Annotated in this window: 14 protein-coding genes; 9 read left to right on the top strand and 5 right to left on the bottom strand. The window is 70.3% G+C overall.

Annotation, left to right across the window (positions count from 1 at the left end):
• Positions 1–19 precede the first annotated feature (19 nt).
• Positions 20–1,117 carry a hypothetical protein gene (locus ABGB16_RS10600; RefSeq protein WP_347667818.1) on the bottom strand — a complete coding sequence of 366 codons (1,098 nt, stop codon included), beginning with the start codon at positions 1,115–1,117 and terminating at the stop codon, positions 20–22.
• 180 nt (positions 1,118–1,297) lie between these two features.
• On the opposite strand from ABGB16_RS10600, the gene ABGB16_RS10595 reads away from it, so the two are divergent.
• Positions 1,298–2,026, top strand: coding sequence for a hypothetical protein (locus tag ABGB16_RS10595; RefSeq protein ID WP_347667817.1), 729 nt, complete (start codon positions 1,298–1,300; stop codon positions 2,024–2,026).
• A 47-nt stretch (positions 2,027–2,073) separates the two neighbouring features.
• On the opposite strand, the gene ABGB16_RS10590 is transcribed toward ABGB16_RS10595, so the two are convergent.
• The gene (locus tag ABGB16_RS10590; RefSeq protein WP_347667816.1) at positions 2,074–2,628 is read right to left on the bottom strand and encodes a Uma2 family endonuclease; all 555 of its coding nucleotides are present in this window, start codon (positions 2,626–2,628) and stop codon (positions 2,074–2,076) included.
• 165 nt (positions 2,629–2,793) lie between these two features.
• Between ABGB16_RS10590 and ABGB16_RS10585 the strand changes: the two genes are divergently transcribed.
• From ABGB16_RS10585 to ABGB16_RS10575, 3 genes are read left to right on the top strand one after another with little or no spacing between them, the layout of a single operon-like run.
• The gene (locus tag ABGB16_RS10585; RefSeq protein WP_347667815.1) at positions 2,794–9,216 is read left to right on the top strand and encodes a DEAD/DEAH box helicase; all 6,423 of its coding nucleotides are present in this window, start codon (positions 2,794–2,796) and stop codon (positions 9,214–9,216) included.
• A complete protein-coding gene (locus ABGB16_RS10580; protein WP_347667814.1) occupies positions 9,216–11,399 on the top strand; it encodes a UvrD-helicase domain-containing protein in 2,184 nt (727 codons plus the stop codon). Before ABGB16_RS10585 ends, ABGB16_RS10580 begins: the two co-directional genes overlap by 1 nt.
• A 51-nt stretch (positions 11,400–11,450) precedes the next feature.
• Complete coding sequence (locus ABGB16_RS10575; RefSeq protein ID WP_347667813.1) at positions 11,451–12,689, top strand: serine/threonine-protein kinase; 1,239 nt, start codon at positions 11,451–11,453, stop codon at positions 12,687–12,689.
• Between the two features lie 91 nt (positions 12,690–12,780).
• Here the strand turns inward: ABGB16_RS10575 and ABGB16_RS10570 are convergent, their stop codons facing one another.
• Positions 12,781–12,981: an AlpA family phage regulatory protein gene (locus ABGB16_RS10570; RefSeq protein ID WP_347667812.1), complete on the bottom strand. Its 201-nt coding sequence runs from the start codon at positions 12,979–12,981 to the stop codon at positions 12,781–12,783.
• 133 nt (positions 12,982–13,114) lie between these two features.
• The gene (locus tag ABGB16_RS10565; RefSeq protein ID WP_347667811.1) at positions 13,115–13,351 is read right to left on the bottom strand and encodes a GntR family transcriptional regulator; all 237 of its coding nucleotides are present in this window, start codon (positions 13,349–13,351) and stop codon (positions 13,115–13,117) included.
• A gap of 121 nt (positions 13,352–13,472) precedes the next feature.
• Here ABGB16_RS10565 and ABGB16_RS10560 point away from each other — a divergent pair, with 121 nt between their 5' ends.
• From ABGB16_RS10560 to ABGB16_RS10540, 5 genes are all read left to right on the top strand, one after another.
• Complete coding sequence (locus ABGB16_RS10560) at positions 13,473–13,769, top strand: hypothetical protein (RefSeq protein ID WP_347667810.1); 297 nt, start codon at positions 13,473–13,475, stop codon at positions 13,767–13,769.
• On the top strand, positions 13,762–14,643 hold the full coding sequence (locus ABGB16_RS10555; RefSeq protein WP_347667809.1) for a helix-turn-helix transcriptional regulator: 882 nt from the start codon (positions 13,762–13,764) through the stop codon (positions 14,641–14,643). The genes ABGB16_RS10560 and ABGB16_RS10555 overlap by 8 nt, the downstream gene beginning before the upstream one ends.
• Entirely contained in the window at positions 14,636–14,830 is a 195-nt protein-coding gene (locus ABGB16_RS10550; protein WP_347667808.1) for a DUF397 domain-containing protein, read from the top strand. Before ABGB16_RS10555 ends, ABGB16_RS10550 begins: the two co-directional genes overlap by 8 nt.
• A 154-nt stretch (positions 14,831–14,984) precedes the next feature.
• Positions 14,985–15,863, top strand: coding sequence for a DUF262 domain-containing protein (locus ABGB16_RS10545; protein ID WP_347667807.1), 879 nt, complete (start codon positions 14,985–14,987; stop codon positions 15,861–15,863).
• On the top strand, positions 15,827–16,024 hold the full coding sequence (locus tag ABGB16_RS10540) for a DUF1524 domain-containing protein (protein ID WP_347667806.1): 198 nt from the start codon (positions 15,827–15,829) through the stop codon (positions 16,022–16,024). Before ABGB16_RS10545 ends, ABGB16_RS10540 begins: the two co-directional genes overlap by 37 nt.
• 193 nt (positions 16,025–16,217) lie before the next feature.
• Here the strand turns inward: ABGB16_RS10540 and ABGB16_RS10535 are convergent, their stop codons facing one another.
• Complete coding sequence (locus ABGB16_RS10535) at positions 16,218–17,846, bottom strand: Scr1 family TA system antitoxin-like transcriptional regulator (protein WP_347667835.1); 1,629 nt, start codon at positions 17,844–17,846, stop codon at positions 16,218–16,220.
• Positions 17,847–17,939: the final 93 nt, after the last annotated feature.

Below are 17,939 nucleotides of genomic sequence, written 5' to 3'. Positions count from 1 at the left end.
GGGCGACGGCCGTCGCCGGTCACATGACTTCCTGGGCGATCGTCGGCAGCAGCTCGGTCAGGTCGATCAGCTCGACGTGCCCCGCCGGGCCGGCGGTGAAGTCGCGGATCGGCACGTCCAGTGAGCCGAAACGCTCCTCGAACCGCCGCCGCAGCACTGGTGAGGACCGGTTCAAAGCCCAGGCCGCCGTGCCCTTCGCGGTGCGCAGGAAGCGGATCGCTGGCGGCCCGGCGACGAAGAGCTGGGCCCGCCGGCCGGACTGGTCCAGTGCGAGATGCACCAGGTCGGCGAACGCGCCACGCTGGCGCATCGCGTCCGCGCCCTTCCAGACCGACATCTTGAACTCGGCGATCCTGCGGTCGGTCTCCAGGTCGTACGGGCGGCTCGGGTCGTTGCCGGCAGCCAGCGACGGCCGGCGCAGCACCCGCTCGCCCTCCTCGAGGATCAGCGGTACGACCTGCGTGATGACGGCGGCGTGGATGATGTCGCTGAGCCGGCCGGCGTGCTTGCGCACGAGTAGCGCGGCGAGCAGGAGGTCCAGGCTCATCCCGGAGTCCTCGGCCAGCTCGGCGGCCGCCGGGCGGTTGGCACCGTCCATCCGCGCTTCGAGGTCGGCGATCCGTCGGGTCAGATCGGCCGATCCGACGAAATTGAGCAGCGTCGCGAACGCCTCCGCCGGATCAGCCCCGGTGTCCCCCGCCGGGACGGAAGTGCTCGTCTCGGGCCGCATGCCTTCGGCCGGCAACCGGCTCGTTGAAAAGCCGACCGCTCGGAGGTGCCGCAGGGCGATGTGCGAGGTGAACCTGTCCCGGGGAACGCGCATCGCGGCCTCGAACGCCTGCTTCACCGGCCATCGCACACCGTCGACCTCGACCCAGTGATCGCGGATGTCCTCCCGGATCAGGTCCGTCAACCGGGCCCGGACCGTGTCGGCGTCGAGGTGGTACGTCTGACCGTTCAGCCTGAACGTGTGGATCATCGTCCGCTGCGCTTTCCCTCGGCTGCAGGTCGTCGTAGTACGGCCGCCGCCGTGCGAGGGGCGGACGTGGGCCGGCCATCGCGTGACCGTCCGTACATTGTGGACGCCACTCCGGGTCTGGCGATGGCCGTGTGCCACAGCGTAACCTGGTCGACTGCGACCCAGGTGGACGCTGTTCGAACCGCCCACGCCGCAGGCGTCTCAATCGACGAACTCGCCCGCCAGTACGCGTCCACCGTTCAACGATCTGGCGCAAGGTCCGCTCGGCTCGTCGAGTGGAGACTCAGCTGGGACGTGACGACCTAAGGAGTTTAAGGCATGGCAACAGGTGCCCTCGACGGGCCGGCCCCGGAAGCCGTACGTGGGCAGCGAGTCCTCGACCTCTTGGACAAGGCAATCGCCATCCAGAGCCCACTGGTGCGCAAGAACATCGCCCGGGCCCGCCAGCGGAACCCAGAGGCGACACCAGCAGAGGTAATCCGCAACCTGGAGCGGATGTACGTCAGCGCCTTGGCCGGGACGGGCGCCGCGGTTGGAGGAGCTGCAGCGGCGCCTGGCGTCGGCACGGGTGTCGCACTGGCACTGTCGGCCGGCGAGGCTCTCTCATCTCTTGAGCTGAGCGCCCTCTTCGCGCTCTCGATCGCCGAAGTCCACGGAGTCCGCATCGACGAGATCGAGCGCCGTCGAACGATCGTGATGGGAATCATGCTTGGCGGGTCCGGCTCCGCCACCATCGCCAAGGTCGCCGAGCGTACGGGGCAACACTGGGGACGTCAGGTTGTCGCCAAGGTGCCTGTCGAGACGTTGCGTCAGATCAACAGGATCTTGGGGAGACACTTCATCACGAAGTACGGGACCAAGCAGGGAATCATCGTTCTCGGTCGAGTGGCACCATTCGGCATCGGCGCGGTGATTGGTGGTGGCGCCAACGCTGCCCTCGCCACTCTGGCGGTGCGGGCCGGTCGTCGCGCATTTGGCCCACCCCCGACGTCGTGGCCATCGCAGACCCACAGCACCCCGCCAACGTCCGAGAACTCGCATGGCTGACCCTCGGGGCATTGAAGGGCGAGCGACCATGTGCTGTGCCGCCCGACTCAGGCGAGGTCGTGCTCCACTGGGCTCGTGTTGAGGATCCAGGCGAGCGGCATGGTCGCGCGGACGACGTACTGGTCGCCGTCCAGGTGGTGCATGGTGACGGTCTGGGCCTGGTCCTGGTCGACCACCCAGTACTGCGGGATGCCGGCGGCGGCGTACTCGTTGCGTTTGGTCACCGTGTCCACGCCCTCGGAGCCGGGCGAGATGATCTCGACGACGAGCAGCACGTCGGCGACCGGCAGCCAGACGCCGTCGGCCTGAGCCTTGCTCCAGACGACCAGGTCGGGGATGCGTCCGCCGATGCCGCCGTGGCGACCCGGGATGCGCAGCCCGACCGCCTGGGCCACCCGGTCCGCCGGGACGCCGCCCTGGGCGAGCCACACCATGAGCCGGGTCGCGATGATCGCGTGGGCGTATCCCGGCGGCGGCATGATCGAGAGGACTCCCTCGGGGCTGATCTCGTACCGGTGGTGTTCGTCCGCGGCCATCATCGCGGTGAGGTCATCGAGCGTCACGACCGGAGGCATGTGCCTGCCAACCGCCTCTGAGCTCATGCGGGCATCGTACCGGCCCTGCCGCCCGGCTCCGGCCATGGCGAGCGGCCCGTCGGGCGGGCGCCGCCGGCAAAGAGTGTCGTGAATCCGACTCACCCCTCTACCGGGCTGTCGGGCAGGTCACTGGCGGTAACGAGTGCAGTAACATGCCTCGGTGATCCGCGCATGAGGCCGACCATCGCCGCCGATACCCTGCGTCGCACCCTCACCCAGTACCTGACGACCACCTTCGGGCTGACCGAGGAGGGCGTACGCCAGGGCCTGGAGGGCTTCCTCTCCCACCCGGAGCAGGGCATCTTCCGCGGCCCGTACCTGCGGATCCGCACCCCCTTCCGCCCCGCCGCCGGCGACTGGCGGGCGTGCCTGGACTGGGCGCCGGCCGACTTCACCCCCTACCTGCACCAGGCGAACGCGTTCGCCCGGCTGTCGACCAAGGGCAAGGCGGCGGAGCCGACCCTGATCACGACCGGCACCGGCTCGGGTAAGACCGAGTCCTTCCTGATCCCGGTGCTCGACCACTGCCGCCGCCGGCGGCAGCAGGGTAGGGCCGGGATCAAGGCGATCCTGCTCTACCCGATGAACGCCCTGGCCACCGACCAGACGCAGCGGATCAACGAGCTGCTCTCCGACCCGGCGCTCACCGGGGTAACCGCCGGCCTCTACATCGGTGACGTCGCGGCCGTCGAGTATCCGCACGTGTTCACCAAGCGGTCCGAGATGCGCCGCACCCCGCCGGACATCCTGATCACCAACTACAAGATGCTGGACCTGCTGCTCCAGCGCGCCGACGACCTGCCGCTGTGGGAGGGTGCCGAGCCCGCGTACGTCGTACTGGACGAGTTCCACACCTACGACGGCGCGCAGGGCACCGACGTGGCGATGCTGCTGCGGCGGCTCGCCGCCGCGCTCGGCCTCGACGAGCCGGATCGGCCGCTCGGGCCGATCTGCCCGGTGGCCACCTCCGCCACGCTTGGCGAGGGCGGCGACCGGGACGGCCGTACCGCGATCCGGGAGGTCGCCGAGGAGGTTTTCGGCGTCGCCTTCGACGCCGCGTCGCTGGTGGGGGAGGACCGCTACGAGCCCGGCGAGTTCATGGCCCGCCAGGACTTCAGCCTGCCGCTGCCCAGCCCCGAGCAGCTCGCCGCCGTCGACGACCGCGACCCCGGGCGGATGATGGCCGAGATCGCCGAGCTGGTGCTCGGCCAGCGCTGCCTCGACGACCCGGCGCGCCTCGGCGACCTGCTGCGCCAGCACCCGCTGACCAAGGCGGTGCTCGACTCGCTCGGGCCGACGCCGCGCACCCTCGACGAGATCATCGACGTGCTGCCGCGCAAGAACGCCACCGGCTGGGGCAGCGCCATGAAGACCCGGCCCGAGATCACCGCGAAGGCGCTCGCCCGGTTCATCGGGCTGCTCTCCATGGCGCGTAACCCGGAGGACCCGCGCCGGCCGCTGCTCAACATCGAGACCCACCTGTGGGTGCGCGCCGTCTCGCGGCTGCTGCGCGGCGCCTCCCACCAGGCCGCCTTCGGCTGGTACGGCGAGGCCCCGCGCGAGCCGGACCTCTACGCCACCGACGCCGACGCGGTGGTGGCGGACAACCGCTACCCGCTGCTGCCGGCCGTCTATTGCCGGCACTGCGGCCGCTCGGGGTGGATGGCGCTGTCGCCGGAGAAGGATCCGCAGGAGTTGGAGACCGACCCGGACAAGATCTACCGGGCCAGCGTCGGCCGGGACAAGCGCCGGGTCCGCGCGCTGATCGCCGCGACCGAGGACGAGGTACGGGAGCGCCGCGCCGGCCTGCTGGCACTGGAGTACGGCCGGCGGGTGCGGCCCTTCGACGAGCAGCGGGACCGGGAGCAGAGCGACGACGCGATCGTCGTGCTCGGCGACATCCTCGGCATCGACGCGGCCGAGAAGGACCGCTGCCCGTCCTGCGAGATGGACCACGGCATCCGCTTCCTCGGCGCCGGCCTGGCCACCCTCGCCTCGGTGGCGATCACCCAGCTCTTCACCGGCGGCGAGCTGGACGAGGCCGAGAAGAAGACCCTGCTCTTCAACGACTCCGTCCAGGACGCCGCGCATCGCGCCGGGTTCGTCGCCAACCGGTCGTACGCCTTCTCGCTGCGCTCCCTGCTCGCCAGCCGCCTGCGATCCGGGCAGTCCGTCGGGCTGGACGACCTCTTCGCCGAGATGATCGAGGCGGCGGCGCAGCCGGAGATCCTCTCCACCGTCGTACCACCGGACCTGCACGACCAACCGGAAGTCGACAGCCTGCTCGCCGGCGAGCACACCGGCACGCGGGAGACCTGGGAGCTGATCAGCGAACGGCTCGTCTTCGCCACGGTGATGGAGACCGGGCTGCGCTCCCGCCAGGGCCGCACCCTGGAGCTGACCCGCAGCGTCGCCGTCGAGGTAGCCCTCGACGATCCCGCCCGCGCCGCCGCGATCTGCCGGGACGTATACCTGACCGGTCCCGTCCAGCCCGCCGGCCCGCCACCGGACGACGCCCGCTATCTCGCCTTCCTCCGCGGCCTGCTCGAGCGGCTGCGGACCCGGGGCGCGGTCTACCACGAGTGGCTCGCGCCGTACCTGAAGCGGGGCGGCACCCGCTGGCAGGTCTGGGGCGGCCGCCCGGCCGGCATGCCCGCCTTCCCCAAGGGCCTTTCCGCGCCCGCGTTCCTGCTCGCGACGCCGAAGTCCCGCTCGGAGTTCGACGCGATCACCGCGCGGGGCAACTGGTACCAGGACTGGACGCACCGCTGCCTCGGTATGAGCCTCGGTGACGCGGCAGGCTACCTGAGCCGGCTGCTGCCTGCCCTGGCCGCCGCGGGCGTCGTCGCCGCCGGCGACACCGACGACGGCAACAAGGTGTACGGGCTGATGCCCGGTCACCTGCGGGTCACCCGGCTCGACGACGAGGCCGCCGTTGTGGCGGGGGTCGGGTGCGACACCTGCCACTGGCAGCAGACGGAGCACCCCGATCGGGTCGCCGACTGGGTCGGCCAGCCGTGCCGGCAGTACCGTTGCCGCGGCCAGCTTCAGGCCGCCCGGGACGCCACCGCCCCGGACGACTACTACCGGCGGCTCTACCTGGAGAGCCCCGTTTTCCGTGTGGTCACCGGTGAGCACACCGGTATGCTCACCCGGGCCCAGCGGGAGACCGTGGAGAAGCAGTTCCGGGAAGGGCAGCGCTACACCGACCCGAACGTGCTCTCCTGCACGCCCACCCTGGAGATGGGTATCGACATCGGGGCTCTCTCAGCGGTGGTGCTCGCGTCGCTGCCGCACGGGCCGGCCAACTACGTCCAGCGGGCCGGCCGGGCCGGCCGTAAGAGCGGCAATGCCCTGGTGCTCACCCTGGTGGGTCGTACCGAACGGGACCGCTACTACCTCACCGACCCGAAGGACATGGTCGCCGGACAGATCGTGCCGCCCGGCTGCTTCCTCTCCGCCGTGGAGATCCTGCGCCGGCAGTACCTCGCCCACCTGATCGACCTGGCCGCCCGCGGCCGGCTGCCCGGGGTGCTGCCGCTGCCCCGCCGCGCGCACGTCCTGTTCGGTCCGAGCGGCTGGCTTACCAACCTCGCCGAGGCCGGTCGCCGCGACGCCGTCAGGCTGGTGGACGGATTCCTCGCGCTCTTCGGGAAGAAGGTCCTGCCGGTCGCCGCCCGCCAATTGCGGGAGTTCGCGGAGGAGGGCATCGTCCACCGGGTCAAGGAGGCCGACGAGGCCTGGGAGATCCGGCTCGCCGACCTGCGGCGCCGACTCCAGGAGATCGCCACCGCCCGCGGTTCGCTGGTGAAGAGCGACCCGGACCACGCCCGCGAGATCAAGATGCTGAGGGCGGAGGAGGCCGCCGTACGGCGCCGGCTGCGGGAGGTCAGCGGTGCCGCCGCGCACGGCACTATGGTCGAGTTCGGGTTGCTGCCGAACTACGCGCTCATCGACACCCGCACCGACCTGGAAGCCACTCTGACCTGGGAGGAGAAGGCCGACGGCGATCGGCGGTTCCACAGCGAACTGCGCGAGTACGCCCGCCCCGCCCGCCAGGCCCTGGTGGAGATTGCCCCAGGTAACAGCTACTACGTCCGGGGCTACAAGCACGAGATCGCCGGACTCGACGTCGGCCCGGCCGACCGGCCGGCGTACGAGCAGTGGCGGGTCTGCGCCCAGTGCGGCTACGTCCGTACCCACCTCGCCCAGGAGGACACCAGCCCCTGCCCGCGCTGCGAAGATCGCGGCATCGCCGACCACGGCCGGCTGTTCCAGGTGCTCCAGCCGATGCGCGTTTTCAGCCGGGACAAGCGCGACGACGCCCGCATCCGGGACGACAGCGACGACCGGGACCGCCGCTTCTACGCCACCACGGTCGCGGTCGACATCGACCCGGACAAGGTCGAGTCGTCCTGGCGGCACGCGCACGACACGTTCGGCGTCGACTACAGCCGGCACGCCATGATCCGCCACTTCAACCTCGGCGCCCAGCGCTACGACCGGGCAGCCGAACTGTTCGCCGGCGACGAGGCCCGGATCAACCGCTTCCACACCTGCACGTCGTGCGGCGGCACCACCGTCGACGGCGCTCCTGCGGCCAGCCAGCAGCTCGCCGCCCAGGCGTCCGGTGCGGCCGTCATGCCGGGTTCCGAGCACCACCTGCCCTGGTGCCCCTACCGTCGTTCGCCGGCCGCGCCCGGCAGTCACGTCGACCTGATCCTCGCCCACGAGCTGGAGACCGAGGCGCTGCGCATCCTGATCCCGGCCGCGACCGCCGTGGTGCAGGAGCGGCTGCTGTCCTTCGCCGCCGCGATCCGGCTCGGGATCGCGGCCCAGTACGGCGGCGACCCGGCCCACCTGCAGGCCGTCCCGGCCACCATGCCCGACGGGCAGAGCGACGGCACCCGCAACTTCGTCGTCGTCTTCGACACCCAGCCGCAGGGCACCGGATACCTGCACCGCCTCGCCGACTCCGAGGAGTTCCGCGGCATCCTGAGGCTGGCCCGCGAGCGGATCGCCGACTGCGACTGCCGCCACGAGGCCAGGGCCGTCTGCCACCGCTGTCTGCTGCGGTACGCCCGCAACGAGCATTTCGCCCTGATGAGCCGCGACGAGGCGCTCGGCATGCTCGACAAGCTCCTCGACAGCTGGGCCGTCGAAAAGGGCACCCGCACCGACGAGATCTCGCTGATCCACCAGGTGGAGAGCGAGCTGGAGATGCGGTTCCTCACCAAGCTGCTGGCCCTCGGTGAGACGCCGAACTCGGGGCTGCGCATCCACCGGCGGACGGATCACGACGGGGCCCGCATCGCCGACCTCAGGTTCGTCAGGGAGGGCGGCCAGAGCGTCACCCACTGGCAGATGAAGTTGCAGAACACGGTCCGGGGCACCCGGCCGGACGTGCACTTCACGCGACTCGACGGGCCGTCGCCCGAGGTGGCCGTCTATCTCGACGGGTTCAAGTACCACGCCTCGTCCCAGCACAACCGGCTCGCAGACGACGCGGAGAAGCGGGCGCGCCTGCGGGCCCACGGTTATCTGGTCTTCGCCGCCACCTGGGACGACGTGAAGACCTGGGGAAACGCGGACGGGCAGGGGCGGTGGACGCCGTACGGGGGAGTCTCTAAGCAGACCGCGCGGGAGAGGTATCGGACGTTCCTTCCCGGTGCGGACCCGGACGAGCTGGAAGAGACGGTCTGGGCCAACCCGATCGAGCAGCTCATGCGCTTCCTTGCTGACCCAGACCTGGCTCGCTGGCAGCGGCGGGCGGAAGCGACCCTGGCGGGCCTGCTCAAGCAGGCCCGGGACAATAGCCGCTGCGACTCCGGCGGAGTGACAGAGCGCGTCCTTGCCGCGCTGCACAACAAGCCCTTACCCGCTCCGGCCGCGCAGGGCCAAATCATGGTCGCCCGCGCCCGGGACAACGCCGACTGCCCGGTGACCGTCGTCCTCGACATCCGCAACAAGCTTCCGATCTGGTCTGCACTCACCGTCCTCGACGACCTGCCGGCCGCGGTCGCCGGGAACGGCCACAAGGAACGGTGGGCCGCCTGGCTGGCGTGGGGCAACGTCATCCAGTTCCTCGTCAACGGCGGCGGCGACGCCGGGCAGCTCGCGGTCTCCGCCATCGACGCCTTCGATCCGGCGTCGATGGCGGTCACCGAAGGCACGGGCCTGGTGCTGGCACAGCGGGCGCTGCCGCTGGACGAGGAGACGGCGACCTGGCTCGGCGTGGCGTCCCAGCCGGTGCCGGCCGAGCCGGATCCGGTGGACGACGAGTCGCCATGGCGTCAGGTCCTGGAGTACCTGGACCGCGGCGAGACCACCCTGGAGCTGCTCGTGCAGCAGCTCGCGCGGCAGGACCTCCCCGCGCCGGTCGTCGGATACGAGTTGGGCGACCAGGGCTGGCAGGCCGAGCTGGCCTGGCCCGATCGGCGCATCGCCATCGTGCTCACCGGTCCGCCGGACGACCCTGAGACGGAGGATCGCGACCGGGCGTACGCCGAGGCGGGCTGGCACGCGAGGACCGCGCGGCAATGGTCGGTGGAAGAGTTGGCGGCGCAGCTTGCGGCGAGTGGGGGAGAGAGCTGATGAACACCGGGGCCACCCTGCGGATGCTGGACCGCGCCGACAAGGAGGTCATGAAGCTCACCCGCGCCGACATCGGCGCGGTCTACGAGTTCATGCACAAGTTCCGGCACAACCCGGAGAACCCGGGGCTCAACCTGAAGTCGCTCAACGGCGACTCCCGGCTGATGTCCGCCCGCGTCAACCGGGACTACCGGGCGCTGCTGCTGCACATCGCCGAGCGCGACTATCTGCTCGTCGCGGTCAAGCACCGCGGCGAGGTGTACGACGACCTCACCCGGTACGCGTACCGGATCAACCGGGTCACCGGAGGCATCGAGGTCGTCGACCTGGCGCCCGTCGGAGACAGCATCGTCGGGCGCGTCGTGCCGCCGGACCCTGATCCGGCGCCCGCGCAGAAGCCGCTCTTCGACGCGTACACCGACGCGCAGCTTCTGGAGCTCGGCGTGTCGGAGCCGCTGCTGCCGCAGATCCGGGAACTCACCACCGAGGCCGAGCTGCTGGAGCTGCTCGACCGGGCACCGCAGCTCACCACCGACGTGCTTTTCGCGCTCTTCGACGGCACTCCCTACGACGAGGTGCTCAAGCAGGTCACCGACCCGGTACGCGCCGAGGACCCGGTCGACCCGGAGGACTTCGAGGCGGCGGTGGAACGGCCGGCCACCCAGGTGACCTCCGACGACGAGGCGCTGCAGGCGATGCTCGGCGAGGCGTTCGAGCGGTGGCAGATCTTCCTGCACCCCACGCAGCGGAAGCTGGTCGAGCACAGGTACAAGGGGCCGGCCCGGGTCGGTGGTGGCCCGGGCACCGGCAAGACGATCGTCGCCCTGCACCGGGTGGCGCACCTTGCCCGGCAGTTGCCGCCCGGGTCGGACAGGCCCATCCTGCTCACCACCTTCAACCGGAACCTCGCCGCCGATCTGCGTACCCGGCTGTTGGCCCTCGGCGGGCAGGAGTTGGTGGCGCGCGTCGACATCGTCAACATCGACCGGCTCGCCAGCCGGGTGGTGACGGAGGCGAAGGCGGGCGGCGGCCGGAAGGTGGTCGACGACAACCAGGTGCCCGAACTGTGGAGTGAGTTCCTTCTCGAGACGGGGGAATCTGGCTGGGGGGCGGAGTTCCTCGCCGCCGAGTGGAACCAGGTGATCCTCGGCCAGGTGCTCAACTCACGGGCCGAATACTTCAGGGCCCGCCGGCCCAACCGCGGTCGTACGCTGACCCGGATCGAGCGGGACCAGATCTGGCAGCTGACCGAGCGCTTCACCACCTGGCTGGAGGCCCGGGGCGTCTGGACGTGGCGGCAGATCGCCCAGCGGGCAGCGCGGCTCGAAATGGATCGCGCCGCCACCGGTGCCAGCGCCTCCGGGGAGTCGTCGTCCGGCGGCTTCTACCGCCCGCGCTACCGGCATGTGGTGGTCGACGAGGCGCAGGACCTCAGCGCGGCTCACTGGAAGATGCTGCGGGCCATGGTCGCTCCCGGCCCCGACGACATGTTCCTCACCGGTGACACGCACCAGCGGATCTACGACAACCACGTCACCCTGGGCAGCCTCGGCATCAACATTCGTGGCCGCTCGTCCCGGTTGACCCTGAGCTACCGCACGACGCGTCAGATCCTGGCCGACGCCCTGCAGATCATGACGGGGGAGGTGTACGACGATCTCGACGGCGGCGAGGAGGACCTGGCCGGCTACCGTTCGCTGCTGCGGGGCGGCCGACCGGTCTTCCGGGGCGCGGCGACCTGGGCCCAGGAACGCGATCTGATCGCTGCGCAGCTGCGGGACTGGGGCAACCCGATCGACGGTTCGGTGGCTATCTGCGTACCCACCAGGGAGCTCGCGGCTGAGGTGATCAGCCGCCTGGAGGCGGACGGACTGCCAGTCGTGGAGATCGGCCCGGACGGCCCCAGGCAGCCGGACGGCGTTCACGTCGGCACGATGCACCGCTTCAAGGGCCTCGAATACCAGCGCATGATCATCGCTGGGGTCAGCGACGGGCTCGTTCCCCGGCAGATGATCAGCCGGTACCGGGACTCCGATCCCAAGCGCTACCAGCGCGAGCGCCAGCGCGACCGGTCGCTGCTCTTCGTCGCGGCCACCCGCCCTCGGGACGAGTTGGCGGTGTTCTGGCACGGCACGCCCAGCCCGTTCCTCACCAGCCGGCTGGTGCAGCGGCAGCTAACGTGAGGGCGGCCCCTGCTCAGGCAGGGGTAAGCGTGCGACAAGGGGAGGCCAGAGGTGCAGGCGCGAGACCGCATCGCCGACCGGTACGAGCTGACGTATCCCATCGGACGCGGCGGGATGGGCCAGGTCTGGGCGGGCTACGACGAGCGACTCGACCGGCCCGTGGCGGTCAAGTTCCTCCGGCAGATGGAGGTGCCGGAGGACGAGCGGGACGTCGCGGTCAAGCGCTTCCGACGGGAGGCGCGGGTGACCGCCCGCCTCGACCACCCTGGCGTGCCGACCATTCACGACCTCGGCGAGCACGGCGACGACCTGTACATCGTCATGCAGTTGGTCCAGGGCACGCGGCTTGCCGACCTCATCGCCGAGCAGGAGCGGCTGCCCGTGGCGCAGGCCGCCCTGATCGCCGTGCAGGTCTGCTCGGTCCTGGACGCGGCGCACGCCGCATCCCTGGTACACCGCGATCTCAAGCCGCAAAACCTCATCGTCGCTACCGCGGGAGTGAAGGTACTCGACTTCGGTGTCGCCGCGCTGGTGGGGCCGGCGGAGGCGTCACGGCTCACGGCGACCGGTCGCACCCTTGGCACGCCGGCCTACATCGCCCCGGAGCAGGCTTCGGGTGAGCCCGTCGGGCCAGGCGCGGACCTCTACTCGCTCGGCTGCATCCTCTTCGAGATGCTCACGGGCAAGCCTCCCTACCAGGCCAGGAACGCACTCCAGATGCTCCAGTGCCACCTGTCGTCACCCGTACCTGTCGTCACGGATCACCGGCCCGACGTCCCCGATGACCTGGCGCACCTGCTCCTCTGCCTGCTCGCCAAGAAACCGGACGACCGGCCCGCGTCGGCCGCGGACGTGTTGCGCCTTCTCCGGCCTTTTGCCGCTGAGCCCGACGGGAGCCGGCCCACCCGCTCCGACGCCACGCCCGGGCCGGCTGCCACCAGCACCGCAGCCCAGTGGCCGCCCCGGAACCTTTCGGAGTTGCACGCCCGCGTCCGGGAGCTTGCCGAGCATGAACGGTTCGTGCAGTCCGCGGAGGTGCTCGAGCAGGCGTTGCGGCCCGCGCGCAACAGCGAACACTGGATCGGGGAGCAGGCCGTCGCGCTCCGGTTCGACCTGGCCAACGTCCGTATGTTGGCCGGTGACTACCGGATCGCCGAACGCGGCTTCGACAGTCTGGCGCGGGACCTGGCGCGGCTGGGGAACTGCCAAGGAGTCGCCGAGCAGTCCCGGCGGCAGGCAGATGTGTGCAGGGTCGCGTTGGGCGCCATGACCGACGCAGAGGTCCTTTGATGCGTCGGCCGGTCGGCGACCCGATGCAACGCTCCGTGCAGCCGGGGGCCTGCGCGGCGACCGCGACGCCCTTGGTCACGTAGGACCGGGGCTACTCTGCTGCGTCCTGGAGATCCGGTCGGTGGTCTCTGATCCACCGCTCTACGTCCTCGGCCCGCCAGATCCGCCCGACCGAGAGGACGGCCACTGGGTCGGGGAAGGTCTTCGAGTTGGTGATCTGGTAGGAGCGCGTACGGGAGACGCCGAGCATCTCCTGCACCTCCTGGCTCGCGATCAGCCGAAGCTTTTCCACCCCACCACGGTAGGAGGACGCGAACTGACAGCGGAAGCGCCTGGCTCGAACGGGGGCTATCGCCGCACTGCCGGCCCCGACCTGGTTGTGTCTGGCTGTTCGGCCCCGGTTCGGTGTATGCGTCGCCCGGGTTCTACGAATCCTGCTCCGACGTATCGGTGACGAAGACGCCAACCCCTTGCCTACCCTCCAGGACGCCGGCCTCGATCAGGAGGTCAATGGCCTTCCTGACGGTGACGCCCGAGGTGTCGTACTGCGCCGCAAGCTCCCGGGTCGTGGGTAGCTTGTCGCCAGGCTTCAAGATCCCGACAGTGATCTTGGCCTGAATCTCCCGCCGGATTCTTCGCCACAGCGGCTCATAGGGCGCCATCCGCGGAGTCCATCACAGGCGATGTTCGATCTTGCAACCTATGCCATCTTTACAATCTATGGCTTGGTTGACTTGTTTGGTTGTAAAGTGGCGGTGACCAGCGGACGAAGGTGGGAGGGGCATGGGTAGGCGGTGGAAGTGGTTCTTGCGGCCCGGGCGGGCCGGAGCCGACCTGACCGGGCAGGTCGTACCCGACGGGGACGTGCCGGGCCGCTACCGGCGGCCGAGCGCACCTGACGGCGTACCCGATGGGTTGGCGACCTCGCGGTGCGACGGCGCGGTCGTCTACGAGCGGCCCGCGCGGCGGCGGGCGGCTCCCGCGCGGAACGAGCGCGCGGACCGCTACGACCCGAAGCCGCCCGGCGCCCGGCAGCGCCGAGCGGACCGGACAGTCGAGGGGCGGGGATCGGATGGCTGAGGACCTGGGGTCGACGGTGCCGCGCCGGCAACTCGGGCGGACGCTGCGGGAGCTGCGGACCGAGGCGCGGATGACGTTGGACGGCGCGGCGGAGGCGTTGCAGTGCAGCCGGCAGAAGGTGTGGCGGATCGAGGCGGGCCTGTGTGGGGTGCGCGGGCTCGACGTGCGGGCGATGTGCGAGCTGTACGCGGCGACGCCCGAGCTGGCCGGCGCGCTGGTCGCCCTGGCCGGCGAGACGAGGGTGAAGGGCTGGTGGCACTCGTACGGCGACACGATCCCCGAGTGGTTCGAGCTGTACGTCGGCCTGGAGTCCGCCGCGTGCCGGCTGCGCGAGCACGACGACGCGCTGGTCCCCGGGCTGTTGCAGACCCGGGGATACGCGACGGCCGTCTGCCAGCGACGGCCGGGCCTGACCGAGGACGAGCGGGAGCGCCTGGTCGAGGTGCGGCTGCAACGGCAGGGCCTGCTGCTGCGGCGGTTGCCCCCGCCGCCCCGGTTCGACGCCATGCTCGGCGAGGCGGTGCTGCTGCGGAGCGTCGGCGGCCCGGCGACGATGGCGGAGCAGCTTCGGCACCTGGTGGAGGTGAGCCGCCTGCCCCACGTGTCGATCCGGGTCGTGCCGCTGGCCGCCGGGCTGCACCACGGCGCGGTCGCGGGCGCGTTCGTGGTGCTCGACTTCCCGCCCGGCAACCGCGTCGAGCCCGAACCGTCGGTGGTCTACAGCGAGTCGCTGACCGGCGCGCTGTACCTCGACCGGAAGGAGGAGATTTCCGCGTACGAGGAGACCTGGGCCAGCCTCGACTCGTTGGCCCTGGACGAGGAGCAGTCCCGACACCTGATCGGGAAGATCATGCAGGAGGTTCACCATGGTTGAGTTGACCGGCGCGAACTGGCGCACCAGCACCCGCAGCGGCGACAACGGCGGCAACTGCGTCGAGGTCGCCGACAACCTGCCGGGCGTCGTCGCCGTGCGCGACAGCAAGGACCGCACCGGCCCGGTGCTCGCCTTCACCCCCGACGCCTGGGCGGCCTTCGTCCGCGCGGCCTCGTCGTCGCGCTGAGGGCGCGAAACGGTCGCGGGCCCGGGGTGGCGGTCGCCCTGTCAGGAAGCCGACAGGGCGACCGGCCACTCTGGTGCCCTTTGCGTCTTTCGCGGGTTGCTCCGCCCGCCCGTGGTCTGGTTGTCTTGCCGACTCAGGCGCGGGTCCGAAATGGATGGGGTTTGGGCAGGAGCGGCTCACCACCCTGTCCATCCTGCTCTGCGCGATCCGCGATCACCGCGCCGAGCGGGAGGGCCCCAAGCACCGCGTCCGGCTCGACCATCAGTACCTGAGCAACCCCTTCGAGGAAGAGCGCTGGCTGAAGCTCGTTCCCACTCAGGCGGACCGCGACGCCTACGTGGCCTGCGTGAAGTCGACCCCGCAGGCCGACAGGAACCACGCGGTGAGCGTGGCATACCAATTCTTCGCCGACGCGCTGACCGTCAACGATCCGGACAACCCGCTCGACATCGAGCGTATCGAAAGCGCGATCATCACCGGTCTGAGACTGGTGGCGGTCACCGCCCAACCCGGCGACAACGTGTATCGGATCTTCGAGTCGCTGAACAACACCGGGCTGAGGCTCACCCAGGCCGACCTGCTGCGCAACTACCTTTTCATGCGCCTGCCCAGTCGGGGTGAGATCGTCTACGAAGCTCTCTGGCTGCCGATGCAGCGTCAGTTGCAGCCGGCGGAGCTGGAACTGCTCTTCTGGCTCGACCTGGTCCACCGCGACCCGCGCGTGAAGCAGACCGACATCTACTCGACCCAGCAGACGCGGCTCGAACGGATTCGCGTGGAGGCCGAGATCGAGGCGGAGGTGGAGCGGTTCGCCCGCCTCGGCGCGCTGCTCCGGGTCATCCTCCACCCCGCCGAGGAGAAGGACCCGGGCGTACGACAGCGGCTGGAGCGGCTGAGCGCCTGGGGCACGACGACCGTCTACCCGCTGGCTCTGCACCTGCTCGACCGCCGCCAGCGCGGCACGGCGACCTCGGGCCGGACGAGAACCTCGACGAGATGCACGAGGCGCTGCTCCACACCCTGGGGAACCTGACTCTCACCGGCTACAAGCCGGAGCTGGGCAACAAGCCCTTCGCGGCGAAGCGCGCCGAACTGGAGAAGAGCGGGATCCGGCTCAGTCAGAAGATTGTGCGGAGGACCGGTGGGGACGTCCGGAGATCTTCGCCCGCGCCGACGCCCTCGCCGAGCAGGTGATCGCCACCTGACCCGGCCCGACGGAGCAGGCCGGCAAGGTCCAGCACTCGGTGACGGAGGGTAGGCGGCGATAGGTGCTCAGGGTGGCCCGATCGCCGAAGACGACGCCGGCGCCGCGTGGAGAGGGGTGGGGCCGCAGGCGATGTAGGTCCCAGGAGCCGGGTGAAGGCGACGCCGGCATGGGTGACCCTCGTCACGCGAGGAGACGTGCCCCGAGTGGCGTCCGCACCAGAGCGACGCGAGGAGCGGAATCCCGCTGCGGAGGCCCGGATTCGCGCCTCCGACGCCTCCGGTCTCGTCGATGTGCGGCACCCGCGCTCCAACACGGAGTGTGATGGCCAGGATTCCGGCGGCTACGACCTGGGACTCGACCGGATCGTTGACAACGGTTGCGATTTGGAGCGCTCACTACCCTGTTGCATGATCCCCGTGCCTGGGGATACATCGACAGCGATAAGGGCTTCAGATGACCCATAGTCACCCTCCGTACGGAGGGCAGCCGGATCCGAACGTAACCCCGTGGAGCGGGCCGCCGGCCCCGCAGGGCGGGCACCCCGGATACGGCCAGCCAGGGCAGCCACCGCAGTTCGGGGCCCCCGTCCCGCCGCCGCGGAAGTCGAACAAGGGCCTGATCATCGGCCTGTCCGCCGCCGTGGTGGTCCTGCTCGTGCTCTGCGGCGCTGGCGTCGGGTTCGTCCTCGTCAACGACGACGACGATCCCACCCCGGTCGCGTCCGCCGCCCCGAGCGGATCCAGCACCGAGCCCGGCACCGACGCCACCCCCACCCCGGGGCAGTCCGAGTCGCAGGATCCAGGCAACAGCAACAACGCGGTGACCGCCCGCTACTCCAGCGACCTGGGTGACGTCTGCGAGGGCAGCCAGATCCTCAACGCGGCGCCCTACAACGGCGCGTCCGGCGCCAAGGCGTACGTCTTCTCGAACAACCCCGACCGACTGACGTCCTGGTCGTCGAAGTCGATCGACTCGAACAAGCCGTACTACGCCAAGACCGCCGACTTCGAGACGGTCTCCGTGGTCGGCTGCCTCAAGTTCGTCGAGGGCAGCGAGGGCACGCCCAGGAAGTGCCAGTACAAGGACAGCTCGGACAAGCAGGTCACCATCGACTACATCTCGTCGCGCTACACCCTGACCTTCTACGCGGCGAAGACCGGCGAGAAGATCGGCGACGGCGGCACCGTGAGCGCCCCGGCGAACCGGTGCCCGATCGTCATCTCGTACGACAAGACCACCATGAAGTCGTACGCGTCGCCGGACTCCGGCACCATCGAGGCGGCCCTGGACAAGTTCCTGTCCTGAGGCGGCTCGTTCAACACCGGGGAGGGGCGGTTCACCGTCCCTCCCCGACGTGTTTCCCGCGTCGCCCCGCACCCGTGGCGGAAGGAGCCGGTGACCGCGCCGGAGTGCGGCCCGGCGGCGAACGGGAGTACCCGTATCGAGGCTCTGCCGCTGCAATCGCACCTCGACTGCTCGCTCCCGCTCCTCCTCAGTGGCCGACGGGCGGTCGAGCCGAGCCAGCCCGAGCGCGTACTCGCGAGTCTGTAACAGGCCGGGGATCAGTGTCTCCTCGTACTGCCGCAGGTGGGCGGCGGCGGATTCCAGGCCGACGTACAGCTCGAACCAGCTCGGCACCGCGTCTCCGTACGCGTGCCACCAGCCCTTCGACTTCGTCTCCGCGGCCAGCCCCTTCATCGCCTCGGTCATCTCCGCCGAGACGCCGTACAGCTCGCACATCGCCTTGACGTCGAGCACGCGGATCGCGCCCAGGCCGCGGGGCACGGTCGATCCGATGCCTTCGACCATCCGAGCACTCCCTGATTCCGTCCTGCGACACCGCGTGACGTCGCCCTGAAACCCCTACAGGTTGCAGTAAAGAAAGTCAAGACATCTGGCGAA

This window comes from Micromonospora sp. B11E3 (genome assembly GCF_039871625.1).
Lineage (GTDB): Bacteria > Actinomycetota > Actinomycetes > Mycobacteriales > Micromonosporaceae > Micromonospora.
This window is presented reverse-complemented; position numbering and strand designations above follow the sequence as displayed.